This is a genomic window from Rhodococcus sp. 06-235-1A (assembly GCF_002258785.1).
Classification (GTDB): domain Bacteria; phylum Actinomycetota; class Actinomycetes; order Mycobacteriales; family Mycobacteriaceae; genus Rhodococcoides.
This window is the reverse complement of record NZ_NOYI01000023.1, coordinates 48,671-75,019: the sequence shown is the minus strand read 5'-3', so window position 1 is coordinate 75,019 and position 26,349 is coordinate 48,671. Positions and strand designations below refer to the sequence as shown.

The following is a 26,349-nucleotide window of genomic DNA, read 5'->3' as shown; positions in this document are numbered from 1 at the left end:
AGAGCTGAACATGTTCGGACGGCGTAAGAAGAACGACGCCGGCAGTGCCTCCGCATCTGGTGCGGAGCCATTCGTCGACGGAGTCGAAGACGACGAGGCCGCGGACTCGACCGCCGACGGACCGCACGATCTTTCGGATCTGGACGAGGATCGTGAGACCGTCGCGAAGACGCGACTCGACCTGGGCTCGGTGTTGATCCCGCTTCCGGACGGAGGTCAGCTGCAGGTGGAAATGTCGCAAGCAGGCAGTCCGCAGGCGGTCCACATCGTCACGCAGTTCGGCCGAATCACCATCGCTGCCTACGCGGCACCGAAATCGCCCGGTCAGTGGCGCGAGGTTGCGGCCGATCTGGCGACGTCGCTGCGCGACGACAAGGCCGAGACGACGGTCGAGACGGGCCCGTGGGGCCGCGAACTCCACGGCGTCACCGCCAACGCCGATCTGCGCTTCATCGGAATCGACGGCTATCGCTGGATGGTCCGCTGCGTGCTGGCCGGTCCGTCCGGGGCAGTGGGCGAAGGTCAACCTCTGGTCCAGCTCGCGCACACCATCCTGCGACAGACGGTGGTCGACAGAGGCACCGACCCACACCCGGTTCGTACACCGCTGCCGGTGGTGTTGCCGCAAGTGCTCGCCGAGCAACTTGCTGCCGCCGCAGCTCAACAGGCCGCAGCTCAGCAGGCTGCAGCCGCACCGCAGCAGCTGCAGGCTGCAGACAATGCCCCTGCCCCTGCTACGCCGCAAGAAGATACGTCAGGGCAGCCCACGACGGCCGAACGCGACCGCGCTCCGCGTCGCGGGGCGTCGGGATCGGCGATTCAACAGCTGGGCGGCTGAGGCCACCGAAGACCGAGGCCGTCCACGGCCTCACGTCCGAGGCATCCCGGATCACGCCCGATGCTGTCCAGCGTCACCGTGCGTAGGGCGCAGCCAGGGATCACCTGCGCCCACTGCCGGGCCACCTCGATCGGATGCACCGCGTCGTCCACCGCGCCCACGACGACGGCAGGGAACTCGATTCGAGCGAGTTCGTCCAGTTCGAGGCTTCGATGTCGTGCCGCCTCGTCCAGAGCGTCGGGAAGGTCGGGCCACTGCGCAGCCCACGATCGCCGCAACGTACGAGCGAGCCAGGGGGGACTCGACGACTCCATGGCGGCAGTGACGGTCTCGAGGCCGTGTTCGCGCAGTGATCCGGCGGTGTATTCAGCGCTCAGGGCAGCAGGGGAACCTGTCGGATCGCCCGTCCACGCCGGCAGCACGAGCGCCAGGGCGACGGTGTTCGACGGATTGTCGACGGCCCATCGCGCCGCGACCGCGGCGCCGAGGGAGATCCCTCCGACGAGGATCCGGCCGTGCCGCAGCGCTGCACGGTCCAGAGCCGCGAGATAGCTCTCGACCACGCCTGCCGGATTCGGCTCGACCGGGATGGTGGTCAATCCCACACTTTCGAATGCAGCCGAGAACGCGTCCTCGGCGAACCGGGCGTCCGATCCCGTGCCAGGTAGAACGATTGCGGTACGGGTGTCGAATCGGCTGTGCACGACACGATTGTGCACGCCTTCGCGCACGCGCGCGGCGGTGGTTGGTCAGTGCGACACTTCGGGTCTACAGTGGCGAAGTACCCGCCCTGACAAGGCAAACCCCCACGTCGCCGCAGTAGCTTCCAGGAGTGGAGCCTGCGGAACGACTCGTCCCGTTGGCTCATGGAGCCTGCGGAACGACCGATAACGCTGGAGCGCACAATGGCACCCGCTGCCGCAGGATACTTTCGCCGGTTGACGCGAAAGTTGACCGAGGACATCGATCAGCTCGACGCTGAGGAGATGGCCGAATCTTCCGAAGCGTCCGGTGCCCGACGCGCATGTGATTGCTCGCGCGGCGAGGAAGTCACGATGTTGGGTCGGTTGCGCAGCGTCGAAGCGTGTTCGAAGGCCGCCAATGCAAATATCGAGGCAGAGTTCTTCGACGGCACCGACGCGGTGACGCTCGTCTGGATCGGTCGCCGCAAGATCGCCGGAATCGAGCCGGGTAAGACCGTGCTCGTTCGTGGACGCGTCGGCGAGCGTGACGGACGCAAGATCGTCTACAACCCCTACTACGAACTGCGCGACGACAGCTGACCGTCGCAGGTATGGCACTCTCGTTGTCGTGACCAACAGTGACGATGCCGTGCCGCCCCCCACGACGCCGGAATCTGCGCCCGATGCGTCGACGTCGGAGAGTGTCGAGAAGGTGGCCCCTACCGTTCTCGAACAGCTCGGCGGTCTGAGCGGGCTCGTCTACTCCACATTGCCGGTCATCGTGTTCGTTCCGGCCAACAGCTATTTCGGTCTGGCCGTTGCCCTGTGGTCCGCGCTCGGCGTGGCCGCTGCGGTCCTGGTGTGGCGTCTGGTTCAGCGCAGTCCCATTCAGCCTGCGATTTCAGGGTTCTTCGGTGTCGGTATCTGCGCGTTCATCGCGTACCGCACGGGGGATGCCAAAGGCTATTTCCTGTTCGGCATCTACACCTCGCTGGTCTACGGCGGAGCGTTCGTGTTGTCGGTACTCGCGCGCTGGCCGCTGGTCGGCGTTGTCTGGGGTTACCTCAACGGCAAGGGAACGGCGTGGCGTCACAACCGATCGGCTGTGCGCTTCTACGACGTGGCGACAATCGCGTGGGCGGCAGTGTTCGCCGCCCGGTACGTGGTCCAGTCGCAGCTCTACGACTCGGATCAGACCGGTTGGCTGGCCGTTGCGCGAATCGGCATGGGGTGGCCACTCACCGGAGTAGCGCTACTGGTCACGCTCTGGGCTGTGCGTCGGGCCGATCACGCGCTGGAGGTCGCGTCGAGTGCGGATCGGACCGACGGCACGCTGCCGTCAGATCAGGCCGACCGCAGCACGTAGTTCGTTCTCTACTTCTTTCGCAGCGACGAACAGTAGTTCGTCGCCGCCCTCGAGCGGATCGTCGTGCTGCGGCACGATCACTCGGCCGCCGCGCAGAATCGTCACCAACGCTGCGTCCCTTGGTAATTGGAGCTTTCGGACCGGCTTTCCTGCGAGTGGAGTGTTCTCGGGCAGCGTGATCTCGACGAGGTTGGCCTGGCCTTTGCGGAACGTCATCAGATGGACGAGGTCTCCGACAGAGACCGCCTCTTCTACCAGCGACGCGAGCATGCGCGGCGTCGAGACGGCGACGTCGACACCCCACGCCGAGTCGAACAGCCACTCGTTGCGAGGATCGTTGACTCGGGCCACCACACGATCGACACCGAATTCGGTTTTGGCCAACAGACTGAGCACCAGATTGGCCTTGTCGTCGCCGGTGGCGGCGATCACCACGTCGTAGTTTTCGAGGTGAGCAGCTTCGAGCAGGCTGAGCTCGCATGCGTCGGCCAGCACCCATTCGGCTTCGGGCACCGCCGCCTGATCGACGTGGTCGAGTTTGCGTTCGAGGAGCATCACGTCGTGTTCGCTGCGGATCAGCTCACGTGCGATGGATCTGCCGACTGCACCGGCACCGGCGATGGCGACTTTCATGGCTTCCCGTTCGGGTCGATGGGGGAGGGGAACGTGCGCGCGTGCATCAATCGTCCGACGGCGGTGGGTTGCCGGCCAATGCGATGGCTTCGGCGACAGTGCCCGAGACCGCGGCGACGTACACCTCGTCACCGGCCTGGATCACAGTGCGTTTGTCCGGTAGCAACCCGACGCCGAATCGGATGACGAATGCCGCGCGAGAGCGAGTGGCGTCCTCGAGGACCGAGAGCTTCTTGCCGATCCAGGCGTCGTTGAAGTCGAGGAGGACGACGGCGACGCTGCCGGACGGATCACGCCATTTGGTGGTGGGGTCGTCGCGCAGCAGGTTGTGCAGAAATCGGTCCGTGGCCCAGGGCACCGTGGCCACGGTAGGGATGCCGAGACGTTCGTAGACGGCGGCGCGTTTGGCGTCGTAGATTCTCGCGACCACTTTGTCGACGCCGAACGTTTCGCGCGCGACGCGGGCCGAGATGATGTTCGAGTTGTCACCCGAGGAGACGGCGGCAAAGGCCTCGGCGTTCTCGATTCCTGCGCTCACCAACACATCTCGGTCGAAGCCCATGCCGACGACGCGCCGTCCGCCGAAGTCGGGATCGAGGCGAAGAAAGGCCGTCTCGTCGCGATCGATGATCGCTACCTCGTGGCCGATGCGTTCGAGCGCACCGGCCAGCGATGCACCGACGCGGCCACATCCCATCACAACTACGTACAACGCCCAGCTCCGTCCCGATCTCGATTGTCGACCCCTGCCGACCGACACTGCCACTACGGGCAGGCGTGCACCAACGTATCGGGGATTCGGCACCGGATCGACCGAGGGTGGGCTTTCGGCGCGGTTTCAGGCGCGTGGTTGAGACGTCCGCAGGCGGACGGCCTACGCTTCTGTCCGTGTCCAAGGTCTCGACTGCCGCCAAGCGGCTAGTGCTCGGTAAGCCGTTCCGCAGCGACAAGCTCGGTCATACGTTGCTTCCCAAGCGAATCGCGTTGCCGGTGTTCGCCTCGGACGCCATGTCGTCGGTGGCCTACGCCCCCGAGGAGATCTTCCTGGTGCTGTCGGTGGCGGGTATCTCGGCGCTCACGTTCACTCCGTGGATCGGTCTCGCCGTGTGCGTGGTGATGGCCGTGGTGGTGGCCAGTTACCGGCAGAACGTGCACGCCTATCCTTCCGGCGGCGGTGACTACGAGGTGGCGACCACCAATCTCGGGCCGGCCGCCGGTCTGACGGTCGGCAGTGCGCTGCTGGTCGACTACGTGCTGACCGTGGCGGTGTCGATCTCGGCGGCCGCGTCGAACATCGGGTCGGCAGTGCCCTTCGTTGCCCAACACAAAGTGCTCTTCGCCGTGGTGGCCATCGTCTTCATCACCTCGATCAACTTGCGGGGGATCCGGGAGTCCGGGGCTGCGTTCGCAATTCCCACGTATGCCTTCATGGGTGGCATGTTCCTGATGTTGGCGTACGGCCTGTTCCGGGTCTACGTGCTCGGCGACGACATTCATGCGGAATCGGCAACCTTCGATCTGAAGGCAGAAGATTCGCACCTGTACGGAATCGCCTTCGCGTTCCTCATCGCGCGCGCCTTCTCGTCCGGTTGTGCAGCGCTGACCGGGGTGGAGGCCATCAGCAACGGGGTGCCCGCATTCGAGAAGCCGAAGTCGCGTAATGCCGCGACCACACTGTTGCTGCTCGGTGCCATCGGCATCACGTTACTGATGGGCATCATCGTGCTCGCCCAGAAGATCGGCATCAAGTACGCCATGGATCCCGATATTCAGCTGATCGGCGCTCCGGAGGGGTACCAGCAGAAGACTCTGATCGCGCAGCTCGCGGAGGCGGTGTTCAGCGGGTTCCCCGTCGGATTCTTCTTCATCACGACCGTCACGGCCCTCATCCTGGTACTTGCGGCCAACACTGCGTTCAACGGCTTCCCGGTGCTCGGTTCGGTTCTGGCACAGGACCGGTACCTACCGAGACAGCTGCACACTCGTGGCGATCGTCTGGCCTTCAGCAACGGCATCCTTTTTCTGTCCGGAGCTGCGATCGTGTTCGTCGTCGTGTTCGGTGCCGAGGTCACCAAGCTCATTCAGCTCTACATCGTCGGGGTGTTCGTCTCCTTCACCCTCAGCCAGACCGGCATGATCCGACATTGGACCCGCTTGCTCCGATCCGAGACCGACGATGAGCAGCGGCGCAAGATGCAGCGCTCGCGCGTGGTCAACAGTGTCGGTCTTGCGATGACGGCAACGGTGCTCGTGATCGTGCTGATCACCAAGTTCGCTGCAGGCGCATGGATCGCGATCGTCGCCATGGTGGCGATCTTCATCCTGATGCGCATGATCAGGAAGCACTACGACACAGTGGCGCGCGAGCTCGAGAACGAAGAATGGGACGGAGTGCTGCCCAGCCGAACGCACTCGATCGTGTTGGTGTCGAAACTGCACATGCCGACACTGCGCGCGTTGGCGTACGCGCGGGCGACCCGGCCCGACACCCTCGAAGCGGTGACCGTCAACGTCGACGAGGCCGACACCCGAGCGCTGGTGCGCGAATGGGAAGCCAGCGACGTATCGGTGCCGCTCAAGGTCGTCGAGTCGCCCTATCGAGAGGTGACCAAACCGGTTCTGGACTACGTGAAGCGTGTCCGGCGCGACTCACCGCGTGATGTGGTCACCGTCTTCATCCCCGAATACGTGGTGGGTCACTGGTGGGAACAGGTCCTGCACAACCAGAGCGCGTTGCGACTGAAGTCCCGACTGCTGTTCCAACCGGGAGTGATGGTCACGAGCGTGCCCTGGCAGTTGCGTTCGTCCGAGAAGGCCAAGCGCGAGGTTCTCGGCAACGCGCCGGGCGCATCGCGTCGCGGCTACGAGCCCCCGGCGGGGAAGTGACCGACAGCTGGTTCGGCCTTCTGCTCGAGGTCGAACTCGGTGCGCCGGGACACGGTGGGTTCTGCGTGGCTCGCCACGAGGGCCGAGTCGTGTTCGTTCGTCACGGGCTGCCCGGTGAGCGCGTGGTAGCCAGGGTGACCGAGGACCGAGGCGGATCGTTCTGCCGCGCCGACGCCGTCGAGATCCTGTCCGCGTCCCCTGACCGAGTGGAGACGCGGTGTCCGATCGCCGGACCGGGTGGCTCGGGTTGCTGCGACTACTCCCACGCCACCGCCGATGCCGGACGCCGCCTGAAGTCCTTCGTCGTCGCCGAACAACTGCGGCGCGTCGCCGGAATCGAGCGCACGGTGCAGGTCGAGGAGCTGCCCGGGACCGGCGACGGCACCGGGTGGCGTACGCGAGTTCGCCTCGCCGTCGATTCCGGTGGGCGGCCCGGCTACCACCGCTACCGCAGTAGCTCGATCGTCAACGAATTGTCCTGTCCGCAAATGGATTCCACCGCATTCGACGGACTGTCGGATCAGCAGTGGCGGCCTGGGGCAGAGCTCCAGGTGGTGCTCGACGGGTCCGGTGTGCGGCACGTGGTGGAGATCGCTCCGCCACAGCTCTCGCCCACCGGACGCAGATCGCAGGGCCGCCGCGGGGCTTCGGCGCGTCGGGCAGCGTCGTCGCGGGTGCGGCCCGAGAAGGCTGTGATCGGGTCCGGTCGGGTGACCGAGTACGTCTCGGACCGAGCCTGGACTCTCGACGCCACCGGGTTCTGGCAAGCGCATCGTGGTGCGGCCCAGGTCTATTCCGGTGTGGTGTCGGAGTGGGCCGACGCCTCTCCGGGTGACGGCGCGTGGGATCTGTACGGAGGTGTCGGCGTTTTTGCGGCGGCCCTCGCCGCCGGCGTCGGATCGGACGGCCGTGTCACCAGCGTCGAATTCTCTCGGCGTGCAGCCGAGGACGGCCGCTCGGCACTACGCGACCTGACGCAGGTCTCGTTCGTGCCGGGACGCGTCGAGCGTTCGATGGATTCGTTGACGGAGCCGGTGTCGGTGGCGGTGCTCGATCCGCCTCGGGCCGGAGCCGGACGGGACGTGATCGACGCACTCGCCGTCAGAGCTCCGCGTTCGGTGGTGCACATCGGTTGCGATCCGGCGTCGTTCGCGCGAGACGTGAGCCTGTATCGAGCCGCTGGGTACGAGCTCGTCGACATGCGCGCTTTCGACGCGTTTCCTCTCACCAGTCACGTCGAGTGCATCGGCCGTTTCGCTCGAACGTAGGGTTGCCTTACCTGCAGCGGAGGCCTTGTCGTACCGTCTGTGCCTGTGACAATTCGCAATCGCATCGCACTCATTCTCATCGTGGTGGTCTCCATGACCACCGCCGTATCGTGCAGCACCGGGTCGACCGAGCCTGTCGAGCCGTCCGCCGAGACCGGATCGGCGTTTCCGGCCACGATCGACACCAAGTTCGGCGCGGTGACGATCGAGAGCGCACCGCAGCGCATCGTGGCGCTCGGCTGGGGCGACGCCGAAACCGCTCTGGCACTGGGAGTCTCACCCGTGGGCGCGAGCGACTGGCTGGCATTCGGCGGTGACGGCGTCGGGCCGTGGGCTGCCGGCCTCTACGACGCGCCACCACAGATCATCGGTACTCAGGAGCCGTCGTACGAGCAGGTGGCGGCACTGGAACCGGATCTGATCCTGGATACCAAGAGTTCGGGTGACCCCGATCGATATGCCACGTTGTCCGCCATCGCACCCACTGTCGGTGTGCCCGAGGGATCAGACAACTACCTGACCTCGTTGGAGCAGCAGGTCACCATGGTTGCGACCGCTCTCGGTCAGCGCGCGTACGGTGATGCTCTGCTCGCCGCAATCGCCGATCGTTTTCGGTCCGCTGCCGATGACCACCCCGAGTTCGCCGGCAAGACGGCCGTCGTCGGTGCCTACAGCGGGACCGGATACGGGGCGTACATCTCGTCCAACAGTCGCCTCGAATTCATGAAGAAACTCGGATTCGTCACCAGTCCGACCATCGACTCACTCACTCCGAGAGGTTTCTCGGTACCGATCTCGGGGGAAGAGCTCGATCGTCTCGACGCCGACCTGCTGGTCGTGTTTCCGATCGAGAAGTCACCGTCCGAGGTGACGGACGATCCGCTGTTCCGGAAAATTCCGGCAGTGGCGGACGGACGTTCCATCGTGTTCGCAGACCCGGTGGTCGCGAAGTCATATGCGACCAACTCGGTGCTCTCGATCGGCTACGCCCTCGACACCGTGGTCCCCGAGTTGACGCGCGCGCTGCGGTGACCGGTCAGGTGTGATGCGCTACTTCGGCGACCGGGGCGAACTGTTCGGTGGGTACCGACACGATGCGCTGGGCACCGCACCGGCACCCCTGGTATCCGACGAGGCCCTCGCTCGTGTGATGGGTGGAATGAGTGGTCCAGGTGTGTGATGTGTGTTGGCTCTGCATGTATCCATCGTGATGTAATGGTCTTGTGCACATCAACCCTTACGGCGAATATGCGGTGAAACTCGGTATCGACTTGCTCAATTCACCACCCACGTCGGCGGCCGAACTGGGAAATCGTTGCGTCGACGCAGGCCTCGTTCCCGATTGGACGGCAACCGATGCCGATCTGGTCGACACACTCGAGTTTCTGCGCGACTGGGCGCGTGTGGTGGACGCCACGACAGAGGGGGAGCGGGCCGCGGCGCTCAATGCCCTTCTGGCACAGGCGTCGGCGTATCCGCGGTTGACCAACCACGCCGACGACGGTTGGCACATGCACTACCGCGACCCCAACATCGAACTGGGCGGCGTGATCAGAGCTCTGGTGAGCGTCGGCACGGCGTTGCACCTGACCGGCCGCGGCATGTCGCGCCTCGACCGCTGCGCGGCTACGGATTGCACACTCGCCTTCGCCGACACCTCGAGAACCGGCAGGCAGCGCTATTGCGGAACCGTGTGCTCCAATCGCGACGCCGTGCGCAGACATCGAGCGCGGGCCGCGTCCTGAGCGGTGTGGATACCGACCTCCCGCCCTAGGACTTTCGGTTGTACAGCCGCATGGTGACAGGCCCGAACACGGCCAGCAGGACGGCACACAGCACCAGCGTCACACCGAGTCGGCCGGTGTCGACGTCACCCTGCATCAGGCCACGCAGCGAGGTGACCAGGAAGCTGACCGGATTGACATCCACGAAAGCACGGAGCCAACCGGGCATCGTGCTGGGATCGACGAAAATGTTGCTTGCGAAGGTCAACGGAAACAGGATGAACATCGACACACCCATCACTGCGGCCTCGGTGCGCACGATCATGGCGATCATCGTCCAGATCCAGGACAGGCAGAACGAGAACACCAGCAGCAGAGCGATCGAGGCCACGACCCCCAGCAGGCCACCCTGCGGCCTGAACCCGAGGATCAGGCCGAGGATCAGCACGATCACCGATGCCAGCGTGTAACGGACGACGTCCCCGAGCAGTGCACCCACCAACGGGGACGGACGCCAGATGGGCAGCGATCGGAATCGGTCGAATACGCCCTTCTCGATGTCCTTGTTCATGGTCACGCCGGTGTACATCGTGATCATCACCACGGTCTGAACCAGGATGCCGGGGAGCAGGAACTGAATGTATGCGTCGGTCGACCCCGCCAGTGCACCGCCGAACAGGTAGGTGAACAGCAGCGTGAACATGATGGGGAAGGCCGTCACGTCGAACAGTTGCTCGGGCACGTGCTTGATCTTGAGCAGCGCCCGCCAACCGAAGCTCAACGACGTGGACAGCGACGACGGTCGCGCCGGACGGGGCCCGGCGGCAGTCAGAACGTCGATGATGGTCGAGGCCTGCGGAGTCGACTGCTGGGTTTCGGCGGTCACGACGCCACCTCTCGGTCGGATTCGATTGCGGTGCCGGCTCGATGGGTCGTTCCTGCAGGCTCCACTCCCGCCCCGTGGGTCGTTCCTGCAGGCTCCACTCCCGCCCCGTGGGTCGTTCCTGCAGGCTCCACTCCCGCCTCGTGTCCGGTGAGAGCAAGGAACACCTCGTCCAAGCTCGGTTGGCCGAGTGTGAAGGACGCGATGGAAATTCCTGCCGTGGCGAGTGCAGGAAGGATCGGCGCGGCTTGCGCCGGGTTGTCCAGCCGCGCTGTGACGGTCGAGGGATCAGGATCCTCGGTCACGTTGCCACCGAGTAGGTCTCGCAGAAGTCGTGCGGCAGCGTTTCTCTGGGCCGCGTCGAGAACTCGCAGGTGTAGCGAGTTCGATCCCACCGAGGCCTTCAGCTCACCGGTCGTACCTTCGGCGATCACCCTGCCACGGTCGATGACCGCGACACGCCCGGCCAGCTGATCGGCTTCGTCGAGGTACTGAGTAGTCAGCAGCACCGTCGTGCCGCCCGCCACCAGTGCCCGGACTATCTCCCAGACGTGGTTGCGGCTGCGCGGATCGAGTCCGGTGGTGGGTTCGTCCAGGAAGATCAACTCGGGGGTGACGATGATGCTGGCCGCGATGTCGATGCGTCGGCGCATGCCACCGGAATAGGTCTTGACCTGTCGCGGCCCGGCGTCGGAGATGTCGAACGCGGTCAACAGCTGATCGGCTCGCGACCGGGCGGCGGGCCGTGAATACCCGAGCAGGCGCGCGAGCAGAATCAGATTCTCCGTTCCGGTCAGATCCTCGTCCAGTGAGGCGAATTGGCCTGTCAGAGAGACCTTCCGCCGGACGGCCTCGGGCTCGCTCGCCACGTCGTGCCCCAAGACCTGCGCACTGCCTCCGTCGATCGGGAGGAGCGTGGCCAGCATTCGGATGGTCGTGGTCTTGCCTGCACCGTTCGGCCCCAGCACGCCGTAGACCCCACCGGACGGGACGGACAGATCGACGCCGTCGACCGCGACGTTCGCCCCGAATCGCTTGACAAGACCGTGTGTTTCGATCGCCGCCATATCTCTCGACTCCTCCGGTGGGTCCATCGCCCGATTACCCACGATTGTCCGATTCTCCGTCAAGGATGAATCGCGGTCCACTTCGTCGCAAACGAATATTCGCAGCGGAACCATCCTGCAGCCGCTTTGTTCCGAATATGTACCGCGGCGGGAAAACGCGGAGGTTTCGATATGAGAGCACTATGACCACTAGTGTCGTGATCGATGAACTCGATCATGAACCCGTCTACTGGGACGATTTTCCGATGAGCGCGCCGTTTTCCGGCGCGTCCGGGTCGCCGGATGCCGGCCGTGACCGGACGACGTCCGACGCTGCCGATAGCTACGCCACAGAGGATGCGGTCTGCGCCGTTCCCAGCCCACAGTTGAAGAACTTGCGGGCCGAGGAAACGGATCGACTCCGTCGATTGATGGCGTCGGTTGCGCAGGGTGACCGGGCGGCGTTCGCCGAGCTGTACGACGCGACCTCGTCGCGGGTGTACGGAATGGTGTTGCGCGTACTTCGCGACCCCGGTTACAGCGAGGAGACCGCGCAGGAGGTCTTTCTTCAGATCTGGCGCGCGGCACCGAATTACGACCCGAACCAGGGAAGCCCGCTCGCATGGATCATGACGCTGGCTCACCGCAGGGCCGTCGATCGCGTCCGAAGCGAGCAGTCGGGCACCGACCGTGAGGCTGCGTACGGCGCTGTGAGTCACACGCCCGAGCACGACGAAGTGCTCGAAACAGTGACGCAGCGGCTCGAGTCGGAGGCCGTGGTTGCCTGTCTCGAAACTCTGACCGATACGCAGAGCGAGTCGGTACGAATGGCTTACTACAGCGGTTACACCTATCGCGAAGTTGCGGAGCGGCTCGGGGTCGCGGTTCCCACCATCAAATCGCGCATACGAGATGGATTGATCAAGTTGAAGACATGTCTGGGGGTGATCCCGCAATGAACGACTCGTCACGGCAGCGACTACTCGACGATGCGGAGGTCTACGCCCTCCACGCGACAACCGATTCCGAGCGACTCGACATCGAGGCCGAGCGGCTACGCGTCGACGACACCGCACGCGTCCAGTTCGATGTTCTCGTGGGTGAGATCCACGAGACGCTGGCCTTGGCGGCCGCAGCGGATGCGACGCCCGCACCCGACCGACTGCGTCGATCGGTGCTCGATCAGGTCGCCGTCAGCGAGCAGGAGCCGACGGTTCACCAGCTGCCACCGAACGTGACGCCGTTGCACCGGCATCGGCGGGAGCGCTCGAAAACCTGGCGGTACTCGATGGTCTCGGCCGCCGCTGCGGTGATCGTCGCCGTGGGCGGTGTCGTGGTCGTCACGCAAACGGTGGGCAACGACCCGCAGCCCTCGCAGGCCGAACAGATCGTGGCCGCTCCCGATGCGCGTGAGTCCACAGCGGAGTTCCCCGGAGGCGGTACGGCGACGGTCTCGTACTCGCTTTCTCGGAACGCGGTCGTGGTCAGTCTCGACGGAGTTCCCCAGCCGCCGCCGGGGCGCGCGTACCAGATGTGGTTCGTGGACGGTTCTCCTCGCTCGGCAGGTGTGGTGACCGAGGATCAACTCACCTCGGAGTCGGGCACGGTGGTCGACGGATTGGGAACGTCGACGAACTTCGCGTTCTCGCTCGAACCCGCCGGTGGCTCACCACAGCCCACCGAAGTGCTCACGATGCTGACACTCGGCGCCTGAGCGAAGCCCGAGCCTCGGACGGTTCGACCGTCGGCGTCAGATGCCGATGTCGAACCGCCCGAGCGTCTTGATCACCGCCGCCATCTGTCCGTACGCTCCTGTCGCGACATTTTCCAGCAGTGCCAGCTTGATCTCCGGTGCATCGTGCGTGAGCGCCTCGAAGTTCTCGACGGACACGACCACCAGGTCGACCGGAGTGTCGGCCACCATGTCGAGAAGGAACGGAACCGACATCAGCAGGGGCATCTCGCCGAAGCTCATGCCGGGCGACAGAGTGGTGATGCGGTGCCTGCCGCCGTCGGCGGACACCGCCGTCGACGACACTTCTCCGCGCAGCATCAGGAACAGGCCCGCCGCGGGGTCGCCGTGACGAACGATGACGTCTCCGCGCGCGTAGTGGCGCTTCTCCAGATAGGGCGTCACCGCGTCGAACTGTTCGGACGAGAGACCGGAGAGCAGCGGGTGCTGTGCAATCGCGACCACGGTCGGCTGTCGCGCACCTGCGCAGTGCCGATCCAGAAGCAGGTTCTCTGCCCACTGAACTGCCGAACCGAGGCTCGAGTACACCCGACCCGCCGGATCGGACGGGTCGAGACTCGATGCGGTGTGACCCATGATCGCTCTCGGGTCGACCAGAGCCATTACACAGCCGTGTTCGGCGAGATCCTGGCGGAGGTCCTCGAACATGGTGCGGGCGATCGCGCTGACCTCGTCGACGCCGCGCACATCGATGACGAGGGCATCCAGTTCCCGGTCCAGGTCGCCGATCTCACGAACAGCGGTCTCGGCACCGGAGAACAGCAGATCGCCGTGCAGCTCGTACACGCGGGCGCGTTCGCCCACAGCAGCCAAAGTGGCCTGTTCGACCTCGGAGCGCCGCTTGCGCGACGGTGCCTCGGTCACCACGTAGCGACGCCGGATCGAGGACTTCGCCGCACGAGTGACGTGCAGGAAGTGCAGTTCGAGTCGGTTCGAGAGTTCCCGGCAGGCGGCAACTCCCCGCACGCTGTTGCCGTGGGAATCGAGTCGCGGTGAATAGACGGCGATCCCCATCTGTCCGGGCAGTACCGCCAGGATCCCGCCCCCGACTCCGCTCTTCGCCGGCATACCCACCCGCGCCACCCAGTCGCCGGCGCCGTCGTACATCCCACACGTGGTCATGACCGACAGCACATGTTCGACGAGTGCCGGTGCGAGTGCACGTTCCCGTGTATGGGGATTGACCCCGTTGTTGGCCATGGTGGCCGCCATCATGGCGAGGTCGGCAGCGGTGACGTCTATCGAACACTGACGAAAGTAGAGATCGACGGCAGCATCGGGATCGTGATCGATGATGTCGAACGAGCGGAGCATGTATCCGATGGCGCGATTGCGATGACCGGTACGCGCTTCCGAGCGGTAGACGGCGTCGTTGAACGTGAGAGACCTTCCTGCATACCGAGAATACGAGGCACGAATACGTTCGAATCGATCCTGAGGGTTGCGCCCGGCGATCAGCGACGCCGACGTGATGGCACCCGCATTGATCATCGGGTTGCGTGGGCGCTCGGTCACCGGGTCGAGGCTGATCTCGTTGAAGGGTTCCCCGGACGGCTCGATGTCGATCTTGCTCGCGACGAAGTCGAGTCCGCGATCGGCCAGAGCCAAGGCGTAGGTGAACGGCTTGGAGATGGATTGGATCGTGAAGGGGAGTCTCGTGTCGCCGACCTCGTAGACGTAGCCGTCCGTGGTGGTCAGGGCGATACCGAATCCGTCGGGTGTGACGGCCGCGAGTTCTGGAATATAGTCCGCTATCTGTCCGGACGAATCGTCTCGGCAGAGATCGTGTACTCGGCCCAGGATGGCATCGACGACGTTGCTCATGGGCGACACTGTATGTGTGGTGTCCGTTTCGTCACCGTCGAGGTTAGGGGCGGCCGATCCGAGGCATCCCGACGATCGACGGTAGTGTCACCGTCACCACGCTGGGCGGAGCAGCGCGGGGACAGCAACTCCGTAGACTGAATTGTCCAGTGGTTTTTCCGGCCGGAGGGAGCGATCTCGTTGGGTGTCCTAGCGCGAATTCAGACGCCCGAGGACTTGCGCGACCTCGGTAGCGCGGAGCTGGCGGAGTTGGCTCGTGAGATCCGCGCGTTTCTCGTCGAGAAGGTATCGGCCACAGGGGGTCACCTCGGTCCCAATCTCGGCGTGGTGGAGCTGACGCTGGCAATCCACCGCATCTTCGATTCACCGCGTGACCCCGTCATCTTCGACACCGGCCACCAGGCCTATGTCCACAAGATGCTCACCGGGCGAACAGGATTGTTCGATACGCTCCGCAAGCAGGGCGGTCTGTCCGGCTACCCATCGCGAGTCGAGAGCGAACACGACTGGGTCGAGTCCTCCCATGCGTCGGCCTCCCTGTCCTACGCCGACGGTCTGGCGAAAGCCTTCGCGCTCAAGGGTGAGACCGATCGACACGTCGTTGCTGTCGTCGGCGACGGTGCGCTCACCGGCGGGATGTGCTGGGAGGCGCTCAACAACATTGCGGCCGGCCGTGACAGATCCCTGATCATCGTCGTCAACGACAACGGCCGCTCGTACGCCCCGACGATCGGCGGCCTGGCCGATCACCTGGCGGCCCTACGGCTGCAGCCCGAGTACGAGAAGATCCTCGACAACGGCCGTCGCATCGTTCGCAAGATTCCCGTCGTCGGTCCCACCGCTTACACGATGCTGCACGGTATGAAAGCGGGCGTGAAGGACGCGATCAGCCCGCAGGTGATGTTCACCGACCTCGGCATCAAGTATCTGGGTCCTGTCGACGGCCACGATCAGCATGCAATGGAATCGGCCCTGCGCCGAGCCAAGGCCTACGGCGGACCCGTCATCGTCCACGCGGTGACGCGCAAGGGCATGGGCTATGTCCATGCCGAGAACGATGTCGCCGATCAGATGCACGCCACCGGAGTCATCGATCCGGCGACCGGGTTGGCCCGATCGAAGTCGGCACCGGACTGGACCTCGGTCTTCTCGGCGGCCCTCATCGAGCAGGGCGAACACAACGAGGACGTCGTTGCGATCACCGCGGCGATGGCGGCGCCCACCGGGCTCGCCGCATTCGGAGTTCGGTTTCCGGACCGTCTGTTCGACGTGGGTATCGCCGAGCAACACGCCATGACGTCTGCTGCCGGTCTCGCGCTCGGCGGCATGCATCCGGTGGTCGCCATCTACTCGACCTTCCTCAATCGTGCGTTCGACCAGTTGCTGATGGACGTGGCCCTGCTCGGATTGCCGGTCACCGTGGTTCTGGATCGTGCCGGTGTGACCGGTGCCGATGGTGCCAGCCACAACGGCATGTGGGACATGTCTCTGCTCGGCATCATCCCGGGCATGAAAGTGGCGGCACCGCGAGATGCCGAGACACTCCGTGAGGAGTTGGCAGAGGCGATCTCTACGTCCGACGGGCCCACTGCACTGCGCTTCCCGAAGGGAGCCGTCACCGAGACCGTGTCGGCAGTGCGCCGACTGGACGGAATCGTCGACGTGCTGGCCGAGCCATCGGGTGCGACGGGTGACGTGTTGATCGTCGCGGTCGGCGTCTTCGGTTCACTCGCTCTCGACGCAGCGAAGAAACTCGGGCACGACGGTATCTCGGTCGCCGTCGTCGATCCCAGGTGGGTGCTCCCCATTCCTCAGTCGTTGCTGAAGCTGGCCGAGGACTACCGACTTGTCGTGACCATCGAGGACAGCGGTCTGCACGGTGGCATCGGCTCGGCCCTGTCGGCTGCACTGCGCGGTGCAGGCGTCGACACCCCGTGCCGTGATCTCGGTGTGCCGCAACGCTTCCTGGACCACGCATCGCGTGAGCAGCTGCACCACGAACTCGGTCTCACGTGCGAGGACGTGGTGCAGCGAGTCTCGGACTGGGTCAAAAGCCTCTGACGTCTTCTACGTTCCCGCGACCCATTCGTCCACTCGAACGCGGTCGATCAGATGTGCCAGTGCGAAGGGATCGTGCGAGAACATTCGTTCCACACTCTCCTTGTCGGCACCTTCGACGATCATGGTTGCGCCGCTGTGGTCGGCCAGCGGGCTTGACGACCGCAGGATCTTGCGGCGCTCGAGTTCGCGCAGCCACGCGCGATGGTCGGTCCGATGATCGTCACGGCCAGAGGACGTTTCGGGTGAGTACGCGTACTCGACGACGAACATCGGCATGTCAGATCACCATGTCCTCGAGCTCCATTCCCTTGGTCTCCCTGATCTTGTACTTGACGAAGAAGAACGACAGGATCGCGAAGAACGCGAAGAACGAATAGATGAATCCGAGTCCGATGGTGTCGGACAGCGGTGGAAATGCCAGGGTGATGGCGAAATTCGCGACCCAGTTGGCCGCAGTACTGATGCCGAGTGCGACGGCACGCATTCGGTTGGGGAACATCTCTCCGAGCATCACCCACATGATCGGCCCCCAGGTAGCGGCAAAGAAGACGACGAACAGGTTGGCACCGACCAGCGCGACGGGACCCCAGGGCGACGGCAACTCCAGTTGGTCGCCGCTACCCACGGCCTGGGTGAACGAGATGGCCGCCAACACCAGGCCGACGAACATTCCGATCGAGCCGATCATGAGCAGATTTCGACGCCCGAAGCGATCGACGAACAAGATGGCGACGAACGTCATCGAGACGTTGATGACAGAGGTGATGACCGACGTGACGAACGACTGGTTCTCACTGAATCCGACGGACTTCCACAGCGTCGTCGAGTAATAGAAGATGGCGTTGATTCCGACGAACTGTTGCAGGATCGCCATGGTGATGCCGACCCAGACAATGGGTTGCAATCCGAATTTGGGTCCACGAATATCGCCGAACGACGACGTGGACTCCCGGCGCAAGGTCAGTCGGATTTCTTTGACTCGCTCGTTCGGATTCACTTCTCCGGAGATCTCACCGAGAATGCGTGCAGCCTCCTCGTCGAGGTGTTTGCCGACGAGGTATCTGGGTGACTCGGGGATGAGTGTGGCGAGAAATCCGTACACGAGAGCGGGTGCCACGCCGACGAGGAACATCCAACGCCAGGCTTCGAGACCGAACCACAGATCGTTCGACGGCCCGCCGGCTGCATTCTGCAGCACCGCATCCGACAGCAGAGCAGCGAAGATGCCGATCGTGATCGCCAACTGTTGCAGCGATGCCAGTCCACCGCGGTAGCGAGCCGGTGCGATTTCCGAGATGTAGGCGGGTGCGATCACCGATGCGATGCCGATGCCCAGTCCGCCGAGTACTCGCCACAGCATGAGATCCGGGACGCTGAAGGCGAACCCGGAGCCCACGGACGAAATCGTGAACAGTGCGGAACCGAGCAGCATCACCTTCTTGCGGCCCCAGCTGTCCGCGAGGCGGCCGGCGAACCAGGCACCGACCGCGCACCCGAGAAGCGCGATTGCCACCGCGAAACCGGTGACGAACGACGACAGGGCGAAGTTTTCCTGGATCGAATCGACCGCGCCGTTGACAACGGACGAATCGAAGCCGAACAAGAAGCCGCCGACGGCAGCGGCAATGGTGACTCCGATAACTTTGGCGGTGTACCGATCTGTCGATTGCGTCATCGCGTGACCCAGCTTTCGAGGTGAACCAGCGGCCATGGTGGTCGTTCGCCATCATCGTCCTCGGCACCGCGACATGGGTGCGAAATGAACTCGATTTTCGGCACGTTGCCGTGAGCATCGTTCGATTGGGTGAATTGTCCGAAATTCCGCTGCTCGAACTCGACGTTGTGGACGGAAATTCGATGAAAGTCGTCCATGACGTCGAGTTCGGCACAGGAGACTCAGCGTGCCCTGGCGGCCAGCCATTGATCGAAGGTCTGTCGACCGTGGTCCGAATCGGTTGTGGTGACCAGCGTTCCGTCACGCATCGCACGCCCGTATGCGCCAGGAATCGGTACCTCGAGCACCAGGCCGCGGGCACCGCTAGCCCGTGCGTAGCGCCGTACCATTTCGGCCATCCGCTCTTCACGTGGTCCACCGAGGTCTGGGACTCGGCCGGCCGGAGGCTGCTCCGCCAGGTCGATCACTCGTTCGGCAACCTCGCGTGCGGCCACAGGTTGCGAGACCATCTTCGGGATGATGCTCACCGGACCGAACGACATCTGTGCGCGAATCTGGCCGGCGAACTCGTGGAACTGAGTGGCTCGAAGAATCGTCCACGGCACGGTTCCGGCGCGAACAATCCTTTCCTGCTCTATCTTTCCGGCGTAATACGCATGCGGGGCTCGGTCGATTCCCACGATGGACAGCGCGAGGTGATGACCGACACCGGCCTCGGTCTCGGCCGTCAGTAGGTTGCGGGTGACGGCGGCGAAGAACGCCGTCGATTCCTTCGCCGAGACGGTCTGCGTCGACGCGACATCCACTACTGCCTCGACTCCGGCCAGGGCGTCGGACAGTCCTGTCCCGGTGACGAGATCTACGCCCTCCGATCGCGACAGCACGACGACGTCGTGTCCACGTTCACGAGCCACCTCGACGACATGCGCTCCGACGGTTCCTGTTCCACCGGCTACGGCCAACTTCATTGCATATCCCCGATCGAATTCCAGCTCTTCTGCGTTGTTTTCAACTGCTCGGCGAACAGTCGAGCGCGCTGCAGATCGGCATCGTCCGGATGACCCTTTCGAATTCCACCGAAGGGAGAGAAGGGGAAAAAGGTGTCTTTGGCTCTGCACGAGAAGCCATCCGAAATCTCGAAGCCCTTGCTGTTCAACGGAACTGTGAGAGAGCGGGAGAATCGATTCAGCGGAGAATCGGCGAATCCGCTGGTTGCGAATACGAATGCCCTATGGCTGTTCACGTTCGGCAAGGACGCCACGAACGAGAGGAGTTGGTGGTGATGTTTGCCCATGTAGATACCCGATCCGAATCCGACCAGGTCGTACTCCGCGATGCGAGCGGGGTCTATCAGGTCCGGTGTCGTGACCTCCGCGTCGAGCACAGTGGCGATGGTCTCGGCGATCTTCCGGGTGTTTCGGTGCGGACCCGATGCGCACACGATCAAGCTCTTGGGTTTCGGCTTCATGATCTACTGACGACACAGCCCACGAAAATGTCTGCGTGTTCAATCCCAGTGCCTGAGCTTGTCCGGATTGAGCACGATCCATACATTCGCCACGACGCCGCCTGCGATACGGAATCCGACAACGGCGAATACGGTACCGTCGCGCCGAAAGACGATGCCGGACGCTCCGTTCACCGGTTCGATCGACCCGTCGAGTTCGGTGGACTTCGCGGTGATTCCGCGGATGAATCGCGCCACCCGGTCGGAGCCGAGAACCGGATTGCGTGCGGCGCTGATCTTTCCGCCGCCGTCGCTGACCAGTGAAACCTCGGGGGCGAGAACGGTGGTGAGCGCTGCGATAGAACCGCTACCCGACGCTGCGGCGAATGCGCGAACGAGTCGGTCGTGCTCTACCGGGTCGCTCTCGCCGGCATGCCGCGTCCGAACGTGTTTACGCGCGGCGGATGCGAGTTGACGGCAGGCGGCAGGGGAACGGTCCAGGGTGAGTGCGATCTGGTCGAACGGCAACGCGAACACGTCGTGCAGCACGAACGCGACCCGTTCGGCCGGACCGAGAGTGTCCATCACTATCAGCAGCGCCAGGCTCACCGAATCGTCCTGAGCGACTCGGTCGGCGGGGTCGGGAGTCGGCAGCGATGTGTCGCGGCCGGGAACGGGTTCCGGCAGCCATTGACCGACATAGTGCTCACGACGTGCGCGCGCAGATCCCAGCACATCGAGGCAGATGCGACTGACGACTCGGGTCATCCACGCCAGGGGGACGTCGATCGCGGCGCGCTCGTGTTCGCTGAGCCGGTACCACCGAACGAACGCTTCCTGGACCGCGTCCTCGGCCTCGCTGTACGAGCCCAACATGCGATATCCGACGCGAATCAGGTGGTCTCGGTCGCCGGCTGCATCATGTTCTGTCTGCGTGGTCATCGGGTTCGAAACTAGACGAACTCGACTGCGTCGGTGGCCCGTCGGAAGACAATGCACCTCGGCGAAGGGAGCCGAGCTTGTCTGCATCCGCAGAGCCCTCGGCGGCGGTGTAGACCACGAGCCTGGTGTCGGAACCGGGTGAGGTCAGCACATCGCAGTCGAGCGTGATGTCACCGAGCTCGGGGTGTGTGACGGTCTTGCGGTCGGCACAAAGCACAGCGACGGCGCCGGAAACCCACAGTGACTCGAAATAGTCGTTCGCGGATCGCATCTCGGCGATCAGATCGGCCAATCGTGCGTCATGCGGATAAATGCTCGACGCGAGACGGAGGTCGGCGACCAAGGCGGTCGCGAAGTGCTCGCCGCCACCGGAGGAGACGACCGGGTTGAACAACGATCGGGCTCGGTCGTCGACGCCGAACAGTGCCCGAATCAAGTTTCTGCAGTTCGGCGGCACTGTCTCCGGATCTCCGTGCAGCGCAACCCACATCGGATTCCAGGAATGCATCTGCCAATCCGCACCGAACACCGCGATCGGATACTCGGTCAACCGCGTGAGCATTCGCGCAATTCCAGGCGTGATCGGCGCGTCCAGCGCCCTGTCCGGCGGTGGCAGCAATCCGGCACATCGATGGAGATGGTCACGTTCGATCCGGTCGAGTTGCAGAGCGCGGGCGAGCGAATCGACGACCTGAGCGGAGGGGTGCGTCGCGCGGCCCTGCTCCAGACGGACCAGGTAGTCCACCGAAACCCCTGCAGCCGACGCGACCTCTTCACGGCGTAGACCGGCGGATCGCCGGGAGTCCGTCACGGGAATGCCGGCGTCGTGAGGTGACAATCGGTCTCTCCAGGTGCGGAGCAGAGTGCCCAGTTCCGATGGCGTGGTCGTCACCGGTTCAGTATGGCGGGTTGCGTCGAGTCGAGACTGGTACCGGCAGACCTATGGCCGACCGAGGTACTGCCGACGCCCGCAGGAAGATGACAGGGTCGATCGATGACACTCGACGGTACTGCTCACACCATCGTCATGACGGGTGCGAGTGGCGGAATCGGCCTGGCCGCGGCCACGTCGATTCTCCGACTCGACCCAGCTGTTCGACTGGTGACCATCGGCCGCACTCCCGGTCCTTTCCACGAGCGAGTGACGCATCGACGAGCCGACCTGGGTTCCGTCGCGCAGACGACGGCCGCACTCGACGCGATCGTGCGGGCCGCCGGAGCGAAGGAGCTGCCGCCGGTCGACGGGTTCGTCGGAAATGCGGGGGTCCAATCGGTGAGCGATCTGTACGAGACCGAGGACGGTTACGAGGCGACGTTCGCGATCAACGTGCTGGCGAACCTCCTCGCCGTGCGGAGTCTCGAGAACATTTTCGCCCGGCCGTCCCGGGTGGTGATCACCGTCAGCGATACGCATTTCGGCGATCTTCGCCACAATCTGGGTATGGTCCCCGGGCCTCGATGGATGCCCCCGGAGCGGCTGTCGCGAGCCGGCAGCTTCCCGAAGCCGACGTCGGTGCGAGCGGGTCGCACTGCGTATTCGACGAGCAAGCTGGCGGCGATCCATCTGGTCCACGCGCTGGCGCGCGATCTGCCTGCAGGCGTGGATGTCGTCTCGTTCAATCCTGGCCTGGTGCCGGGAACCGGCTTGGCGCGGGATGGCGGACGAGCGACGCGATTCGCCATGGCACGTGTGCTTCCACTGCTGACGGCGTAGCCGTTGGCGACGTCCATCGACGATGCCGGTCGATCGCTCTGCGACGTGGTGCTGGGGAAAATCGCAACTCGATCCGGCGACTACGTCGATCGTCGGCTGGTCGCACGATCCTCGGACGAGTCGTACGATCGGCCGCGCGAGGACGAGTTGCTGGCGTTTCTGGATGACTGTCGAGTCCGAGGTCATGGACGAGAATCAGAAGAAATCCGTCCATGACCTCGAACGCGGCGCAATGCTAGACGCTGGCCACGCCAGGGGCGAGGAAGCGCTGACCGGTTGCGGCCTCGGAGGCACCGCTGCGGTCCAGGTACGGGGTGATCCCGCCGTTCCAGAATCCGAATCCACCACCCAGGAGCAGGCAGAGATCGATGTCCTCGGCCGCTGCCACGACACCCTCGTCGAGCATGATGCGGATCTCGTCGGCGAATGCCCGACGGGTCCGGTCGAGAACCTCCTCGGCGGTCGACGGCGAATCACCCTGCGGCCACAGTGCGGCGACCTCGGGATCGACGACCTGGCCTTCGGGTCCGTAGGTCCACACACCCGGCTTCTTCGCCTCGACGAGAGCGCGGAACCCGGCGGAGTCCTTGAACCGCTCGGGGTACGCCTCGGCCAGCGTTTCGGCGGTGTGCAGTGCTACGGCCGGTCCTACGAGAGCCAGCAGGGTCAGCGGGCTCATCGGCATGCCGAGTTCGCCCACTGCGCCGTCTGCCACATCGAACGGGGTGCCCTCGTCGATCGCGCTGATGATCTCGTTGGACGCACGAGTGACGAGCCGGTTGAAGACGAAGCCGGGCAGATCTGCCGACAGCACAGCCGACTTCTTGAGAGTCTTGGCCGTCGCGAATGCCGTTGCGAGAGTGGCGTCGTCGGTCTTCTCACCCTTGACGACCTCGAGGAGGGGAAGCACTGCGACGGGGTTGAAGAAGTGGAAGCCCACTACCCGCTCGGGGTGCTTCAGATCTGCCGCCATCTTGGTGATCGACAGCGAGGACGTGTTGGTCGCGAGAATGGTTTCGGCAGAGACGAATTCCTCGACCTCGGCGAACACCTTCTTCTTGACGTCGAGGTTCTCGAACACGGCCTCGATGACGAAGTCGGTGTTCGCGAATGCGGACTTGTCGATCGATCCGGAGACCAACGCCTTCAAGCGATTAGCGGCGTCGGGGGACAGGCGCTTCTTGCCGAGCAGCTTGTCGATTTCACCGTGGACGTAGCCGACACCCTTGTCGATACGTTCCTGATCGATGTCGGTGAGGATCACCGGCACCTTCAGCTGGCGCACGAACAGCAACGCCAGCTGGCTGGCCATCAAGCCGGCACCGACGATGCCGACGCCGGAGATCTTGCGTGCCAACGACTTGTCGGGTGCACCGGCGGGACGCTTCGCGCGCTTCTGCACCAGGTCGAAGGCGTACAGCCCGGCGCGGAGCTCGTCCTTGACCAGCAACGTGGACAGGGCCTCGTCCTCGGCCGCGAAGGCCTTGTCGAGCGAGGCCGAGTCGGTGATGTCGGTGCTCTTGGCGAGCTCGAGCAGCTCGACAGCGGCGACCGGGCCGGGGGCGAAGTTGTTGGTCTTGCCCGCCACGATTCCCTTGGCGCGGGCGATGGCGTCGTCCCAGGCCTGTCCGCGGTCGATCTCGGGACGGGCGGGGGTTATCTCGCCCTTGATGACCTGAGCGGCCCACGCCAGGGACTGCTCGAGGAAATCGGCTCCGCCGAAGAGGGCGTCGGCGATGCCGAGATCGAGTGCCTGCTGCGGCTTGAGGACGCGGTTCTGGTTCAGTGCGTTCTCGATGACGACGGTGACGGCGTTCGAGGCACCGATGATGTTGGGCAGCAACTGAGTTCCGCCCCATCCCGGTACCAGGCCGAGGAAGGCCTCGGGCAGGCCGAGGGCAGCGGCATTCTCCGCGACCGTCCGGTAGTGCGAGTGCAGTCCCACTTCGAGGCCACCGCCGAGCGCGGCACCGTTGATGAAGGCGAACGTCGGGATAGTCGACTCGCGCAGGCGGCGGAAGACCTTGTGGCCGAGCTGCCCGATCTGGAGCGCCTCGTCCTTGGTCTTGATGTTCGGCACACCGTTGAGGTCGGCGCCGACGGCGAAGATGAACGGCTTGCCGGTGACGGCGATGGCCACCGGGTTCGCCGCGAATGCCTCGTCCAGTGCAGCGTCGAACTTGGCCAGTCCGCCGGGACCGAAGGTCGACGGCTTGGTGTGATCGAAGCCGTTGTCGAGTGTCACGAGGGCGATGGAGCCGTCGAGCCCCGGTACGGAGATGATCTTGGTGAACGCGTTCGTGACGACCTCGTCTTCGAACGCAGTGGTGATGTCACTCATTTGGCTGCTCCCGAGTAGTCAGCGTGGTTGGGGTTCTCCCAGATGACGGTGCCGCCCATGCCGAGACCGATGCACATGGTCGTCAGGCCGTAGCGGACGTCGGGCTGCTGGGCGAACTGGCGGCTCAGTTGCGTCATCAGGCGAACGCCGGAGGAAGCGAGGGGGTGGCCGCACGCGATGGCACCGCCCCACTGGTTGACGCGGGGATCGTCGTCGGCGATGCCGTAGTGCTCGAGGAATGCAAGGACCTGGATGGCGAAGGCCTCGTTGATCTCGAACAGGCCGATGTCCTCGATGCTCAATCCGGTTCGGCCGAGCAGCTTTTCGGTCGCGGGGACCGGTCCGATGCCCATGACGGCCGGGTCGACGCCTGCGAAGCTGAAGCCGACCATCCGCATACCGATGTTCAGACCGAGCTCGTGGGCTGTGTCCTCGCCGGCGAGGATCGCGGCGGTGGCACCGTCGTTGAGTCCCGCAGCGTTGCCGGCGGTGACCCGGCCTGCAGGCCGGAACGGCGTCTTGAGCTTGGCGAGGTCTTCGACGGTGGTGCCGGGGCGAGGCGGCTCGTCCTCGGTGGCCAGGCCCCAGCCTGCGGCGGACTTGGTGGCGACGGGTACGAGGGTGTCGGCGATGAAGCCGGCCTTCTTCGCGGCGTCGTACTTGTTCTGGCTGGCGACGGCGTACGCGTCGGTCCGGTCCTTGGTGATGCTCGGGAACCGGTCGTGCAGGTTCTCGGCGGTGTTGCCCATCACCAGGGCGCTGGGATCGACCAGCTTGTCGGCGAGGAAGCGCGGGTTGGGGTCCACGCCCTCACCCATCGGGTGGCGGCCCATGTGCTCGACGCCACCGGCGATGACGACGTCGTACTGACCGAATCCGATGCCCGATCCCGTGGTGGTCACCGAGGTCATCGCACCCGCGCACATGCGGTCGATGGCGAAGCCGGGGACGCTGCGGGGGAGTCCGGCCAAGAGAGCGGACGTGCGGCCGATGGTCAGGCCCTGGTCACCGGTCTGCGTGGTCGCGGCGATGGCGACTTCGTCGATGCGCTCGGGAGGGAGGTTGGGGTTCTTGCGAAGAAGCTCGCGGATTGCCTTGACGACGAGGTCGTCTGCGCGAGTGTCGGCGTACATGCCCTTGGGGCCTGCTTTGCCGAACGGGGTACGGATGCCGTCGACGAAGACAACATTCCTCTGTGAGCTGGTGGACGCGGGTACAGACACGCTTTTCGATCCTCCCGACAGATGCGGACGACTCGCCCGGGT

General features: G+C 64.5%; 25 protein-coding genes. 11 read left to right on the top strand and 14 right to left on the bottom strand.

What is annotated here, in order from left to right; translation table 11 throughout:
- Window positions 1–10: 10 nt before the first annotated feature.
- Window positions 11–838, top strand: coding sequence for a DUF3710 domain-containing protein (locus CH275_RS22130; protein WP_094680401.1), 828 nt, complete (start codon window positions 11–13; stop codon window positions 836–838).
- Here the strand turns inward: CH275_RS22130 and CH275_RS22125 are convergent.
- Window positions 820–1,542, bottom strand: a complete 723-nt coding sequence (locus tag CH275_RS22125; RefSeq protein ID WP_256991166.1) for a lysophospholipase — start codon at window positions 1,540–1,542, stop codon at window positions 820–822. The genes CH275_RS22130 and CH275_RS22125 overlap by 19 nt on opposite strands.
- 201 nt (window positions 1,543–1,743) lie before the next feature.
- Between CH275_RS22125 and CH275_RS22120 the strand changes: the two genes are divergently transcribed.
- Complete coding sequence (locus CH275_RS22120; protein ID WP_094680400.1) at window positions 1,744–2,121, top strand: OB-fold nucleic acid binding domain-containing protein; 378 nt, start codon at window positions 1,744–1,746, stop codon at window positions 2,119–2,121.
- Between the two features lie 112 nt (window positions 2,122–2,233).
- Window positions 2,234–2,887 carry a DUF3159 domain-containing protein gene (locus CH275_RS22115; protein WP_256991170.1) on the top strand — a complete coding sequence of 218 codons (654 nt, stop codon included), beginning with the start codon at window positions 2,234–2,236 and terminating at the stop codon, window positions 2,885–2,887.
- Here CH275_RS22115 and CH275_RS22110 read toward each other — a convergent pair.
- A complete protein-coding gene (locus CH275_RS22110; protein ID WP_032377739.1) occupies window positions 2,861–3,520 on the bottom strand; it encodes a potassium channel family protein in 660 nt (219 codons plus the stop codon). The two genes, CH275_RS22115 and CH275_RS22110, sit on opposite strands and share 27 nt — an antisense overlap.
- A gap of 46 nt (window positions 3,521–3,566) precedes the next feature.
- On the bottom strand, window positions 3,567–4,232 hold the full coding sequence (locus CH275_RS22105) for a potassium channel family protein (RefSeq protein WP_179276287.1): 666 nt from the start codon (window positions 4,230–4,232) through the stop codon (window positions 3,567–3,569).
- A gap of 176 nt (window positions 4,233–4,408) precedes the next feature.
- On the opposite strand from CH275_RS22105, the gene CH275_RS22100 reads away from it, so the two are divergent.
- From CH275_RS22100 to CH275_RS22085, 4 genes are all read left to right on the top strand, one after another.
- The gene (locus tag CH275_RS22100; protein WP_094680423.1) at window positions 4,409–6,406 is read left to right on the top strand and encodes an APC family permease; all 1,998 of its coding nucleotides are present in this window, start codon (window positions 4,409–4,411) and stop codon (window positions 6,404–6,406) included.
- On the top strand, window positions 6,403–7,674 hold the full coding sequence (locus tag CH275_RS22095) for a class I SAM-dependent RNA methyltransferase (protein ID WP_094680398.1): 1,272 nt from the start codon (window positions 6,403–6,405) through the stop codon (window positions 7,672–7,674). Before CH275_RS22100 ends, CH275_RS22095 begins: the two co-directional genes overlap by 4 nt.
- A 45-nt stretch (window positions 7,675–7,719) precedes the next feature.
- Window positions 7,720–8,706 carry an iron-siderophore ABC transporter substrate-binding protein gene (locus CH275_RS22090; RefSeq protein WP_256991165.1) on the top strand — a complete coding sequence of 329 codons (987 nt, stop codon included), beginning with the start codon at window positions 7,720–7,722 and terminating at the stop codon, window positions 8,704–8,706.
- 191 nt (window positions 8,707–8,897) lie between these two features.
- A complete protein-coding gene (locus CH275_RS22085) occupies window positions 8,898–9,419 on the top strand; it encodes a CGNR zinc finger domain-containing protein (RefSeq protein ID WP_179276286.1) in 522 nt (173 codons plus the stop codon).
- Between the two features lie 25 nt (window positions 9,420–9,444).
- On the opposite strand, the gene CH275_RS22080 is transcribed toward CH275_RS22085, so the two are convergent.
- Window positions 9,445–10,284: an ABC transporter permease gene (locus CH275_RS22080; RefSeq protein WP_094680397.1), complete on the bottom strand. Its 840-nt coding sequence runs from the start codon at window positions 10,282–10,284 to the stop codon at window positions 9,445–9,447.
- On the bottom strand, window positions 10,281–11,348 hold the full coding sequence (locus CH275_RS22075) for an ATP-binding cassette domain-containing protein (RefSeq protein ID WP_094680396.1): 1,068 nt from the start codon (window positions 11,346–11,348) through the stop codon (window positions 10,281–10,283). Before CH275_RS22075 ends, CH275_RS22080 begins: the two co-directional genes overlap by 4 nt.
- Before the next feature lie 182 nt (window positions 11,349–11,530).
- Here CH275_RS22075 and CH275_RS22070 point away from each other — a divergent pair, with 182 nt between their 5' ends.
- A complete protein-coding gene (locus CH275_RS22070; RefSeq protein WP_094680395.1) occupies window positions 11,531–12,286 on the top strand; it encodes a sigma-70 family RNA polymerase sigma factor in 756 nt (251 codons plus the stop codon).
- Window positions 12,283–13,041, top strand: a complete 759-nt coding sequence (locus tag CH275_RS22065; protein ID WP_094680394.1) for an anti-sigma factor — start codon at window positions 12,283–12,285, stop codon at window positions 13,039–13,041. The genes CH275_RS22070 and CH275_RS22065 overlap by 4 nt, the downstream gene beginning before the upstream one ends.
- Window positions 13,042–13,077: 36 nt before the next feature.
- Here CH275_RS22065 and glsA read toward each other — a convergent pair whose 3' ends face one another.
- The gene (gene glsA / locus CH275_RS22060) at window positions 13,078–14,904 is read right to left on the bottom strand and encodes a glutaminase A (protein WP_094680393.1); all 1,827 of its coding nucleotides are present in this window, start codon (window positions 14,902–14,904) and stop codon (window positions 13,078–13,080) included.
- Between the two features lie 180 nt (window positions 14,905–15,084).
- On the opposite strand from glsA, the gene dxs reads away from it, so the two are divergent.
- Window positions 15,085–16,965 (top strand): 1-deoxy-D-xylulose-5-phosphate synthase, encoded by a 1,881-nt coding sequence (gene dxs, locus CH275_RS22055; protein ID WP_094680392.1) that lies wholly within the window; start codon window positions 15,085–15,087, stop codon window positions 16,963–16,965.
- A gap of 6 nt (window positions 16,966–16,971) precedes the next feature.
- On the opposite strand, the gene CH275_RS22050 is transcribed toward dxs, so the two are convergent.
- The 6 genes from CH275_RS22050 to CH275_RS22020 all read right to left on the bottom strand — a co-directional run bounded on the left by CH275_RS22050 (window position 16,972) and on the right by CH275_RS22020 (window position 21,921).
- Complete coding sequence (locus CH275_RS22050) at window positions 16,972–17,241, bottom strand: YciI family protein (RefSeq protein WP_094680391.1); 270 nt, start codon at window positions 17,239–17,241, stop codon at window positions 16,972–16,974.
- A gap of 1 nt (window position 17,242) precedes the next feature.
- The gene (locus CH275_RS22045) at window positions 17,243–18,640 is read right to left on the bottom strand and encodes a sugar porter family MFS transporter (RefSeq protein ID WP_094680390.1); all 1,398 of its coding nucleotides are present in this window, start codon (window positions 18,638–18,640) and stop codon (window positions 17,243–17,245) included.
- 221 nt (window positions 18,641–18,861) lie between these two features.
- Window positions 18,862–19,608: an SDR family oxidoreductase gene (locus tag CH275_RS22035; RefSeq protein ID WP_094680388.1), complete on the bottom strand. Its 747-nt coding sequence runs from the start codon at window positions 19,606–19,608 to the stop codon at window positions 18,862–18,864.
- On the bottom strand, window positions 19,605–20,108 hold the full coding sequence (locus CH275_RS22030; protein WP_094680387.1) for a flavodoxin family protein: 504 nt from the start codon (window positions 20,106–20,108) through the stop codon (window positions 19,605–19,607). Before CH275_RS22030 ends, CH275_RS22035 begins: the two co-directional genes overlap by 4 nt.
- Before the next feature lie 39 nt (window positions 20,109–20,147).
- A complete protein-coding gene (sigJ, locus tag CH275_RS22025) occupies window positions 20,148–21,029 on the bottom strand; it encodes an RNA polymerase sigma factor SigJ (RefSeq protein ID WP_094680386.1) in 882 nt (293 codons plus the stop codon).
- Window positions 21,007–21,921, bottom strand: a complete 915-nt coding sequence (locus CH275_RS22020) for a helix-turn-helix transcriptional regulator (protein WP_094680385.1) — start codon at window positions 21,919–21,921, stop codon at window positions 21,007–21,009. The genes sigJ and CH275_RS22020 overlap by 23 nt, the downstream gene beginning before the upstream one ends.
- Window positions 21,922–22,023: 102 nt before the next feature.
- Here CH275_RS22020 and CH275_RS22015 point away from each other — a divergent pair, with 102 nt between their 5' ends.
- The gene (locus CH275_RS22015) at window positions 22,024–22,743 is read left to right on the top strand and encodes an SDR family NAD(P)-dependent oxidoreductase (RefSeq protein ID WP_256991164.1); all 720 of its coding nucleotides are present in this window, start codon (window positions 22,024–22,026) and stop codon (window positions 22,741–22,743) included.
- 235 nt (window positions 22,744–22,978) lie between these two features.
- Here CH275_RS22015 and CH275_RS22010 read toward each other — a convergent pair whose 3' ends face one another.
- Both CH275_RS22010 and CH275_RS22005 read right to left on the bottom strand, forming a co-directional pair.
- Entirely contained in the window at window positions 22,979–25,084 is a 2,106-nt protein-coding gene (locus tag CH275_RS22010; RefSeq protein WP_094680384.1) for a 3-hydroxyacyl-CoA dehydrogenase NAD-binding domain-containing protein, read from the bottom strand.
- Complete coding sequence (locus CH275_RS22005; RefSeq protein ID WP_037189455.1) at window positions 25,081–26,307, bottom strand: thiolase family protein; 1,227 nt, start codon at window positions 26,305–26,307, stop codon at window positions 25,081–25,083. The genes CH275_RS22010 and CH275_RS22005 overlap by 4 nt, the downstream gene beginning before the upstream one ends.
- Between the last annotated feature and the right edge of the window lie 42 nt (window positions 26,308–26,349).

Bases quoted from the DNA above. Each gene is read 5' to 3' on its own strand.
- CH275_RS22130 (WP_094680401.1), top strand. From the start codon at position 11: ATGTTCGGACGGCGTAAGAAGAACGACGCCGGCAGTGCCTCCGCATCT.
- CH275_RS22120 (WP_094680400.1), top strand. From the start codon at position 1,744: ATGGCACCCGCTGCCGCAGGATACTTTCGCCGGTTGACGCGAAAGTTG.
- CH275_RS22110 (WP_032377739.1), bottom strand. From the start codon at position 3,520: ATGAAAGTCGCCATCGCCGGTGCCGGTGCAGTCGGCAGATCCATCGCA.
- CH275_RS22075 (WP_094680396.1), bottom strand. From the start codon at position 11,348: ATGGCGGCGATCGAAACACACGGTCTTGTCAAGCGATTCGGGGCGAAC.
- CH275_RS22070 (WP_094680395.1), top strand. From the start codon at position 11,531: ATGACCACTAGTGTCGTGATCGATGAACTCGATCATGAACCCGTCTAC.
- CH275_RS22065 (WP_094680394.1), top strand. From the start codon at position 12,283: ATGAACGACTCGTCACGGCAGCGACTACTCGACGATGCGGAGGTCTAC.
- glsA (WP_094680393.1), bottom strand. From the start codon at position 14,904: ATGAGCAACGTCGTCGATGCCATCCTGGGCCGAGTACACGATCTCTGC.
- CH275_RS22050 (WP_094680391.1), bottom strand. From the start codon at position 17,241: ATGCCGATGTTCGTCGTCGAGTACGCGTACTCACCCGAAACGTCCTCT.
- CH275_RS22045 (WP_094680390.1), bottom strand. From the start codon at position 18,640: ATGACGCAATCGACAGATCGGTACACCGCCAAAGTTATCGGAGTCACC.
- CH275_RS22035 (WP_094680388.1), bottom strand. From the start codon at position 19,608: ATGAAGTTGGCCGTAGCCGGTGGAACAGGAACCGTCGGAGCGCATGTC.
- CH275_RS22030 (WP_094680387.1), bottom strand. From the start codon at position 20,108: ATGAAGCCGAAACCCAAGAGCTTGATCGTGTGCGCATCGGGTCCGCAC.
- sigJ (WP_094680386.1), bottom strand. From the start codon at position 21,029: ATGACCACGCAGACAGAACATGATGCAGCCGGCGACCGAGACCACCTG.
- CH275_RS22015 (WP_256991164.1), top strand. From the start codon at position 22,024: ATGACACTCGACGGTACTGCTCACACCATCGTCATGACGGGTGCGAGT.
- CH275_RS22010 (WP_094680384.1), bottom strand. From the start codon at position 25,084: ATGAGTGACATCACCACTGCGTTCGAAGACGAGGTCGTCACGAACGCG.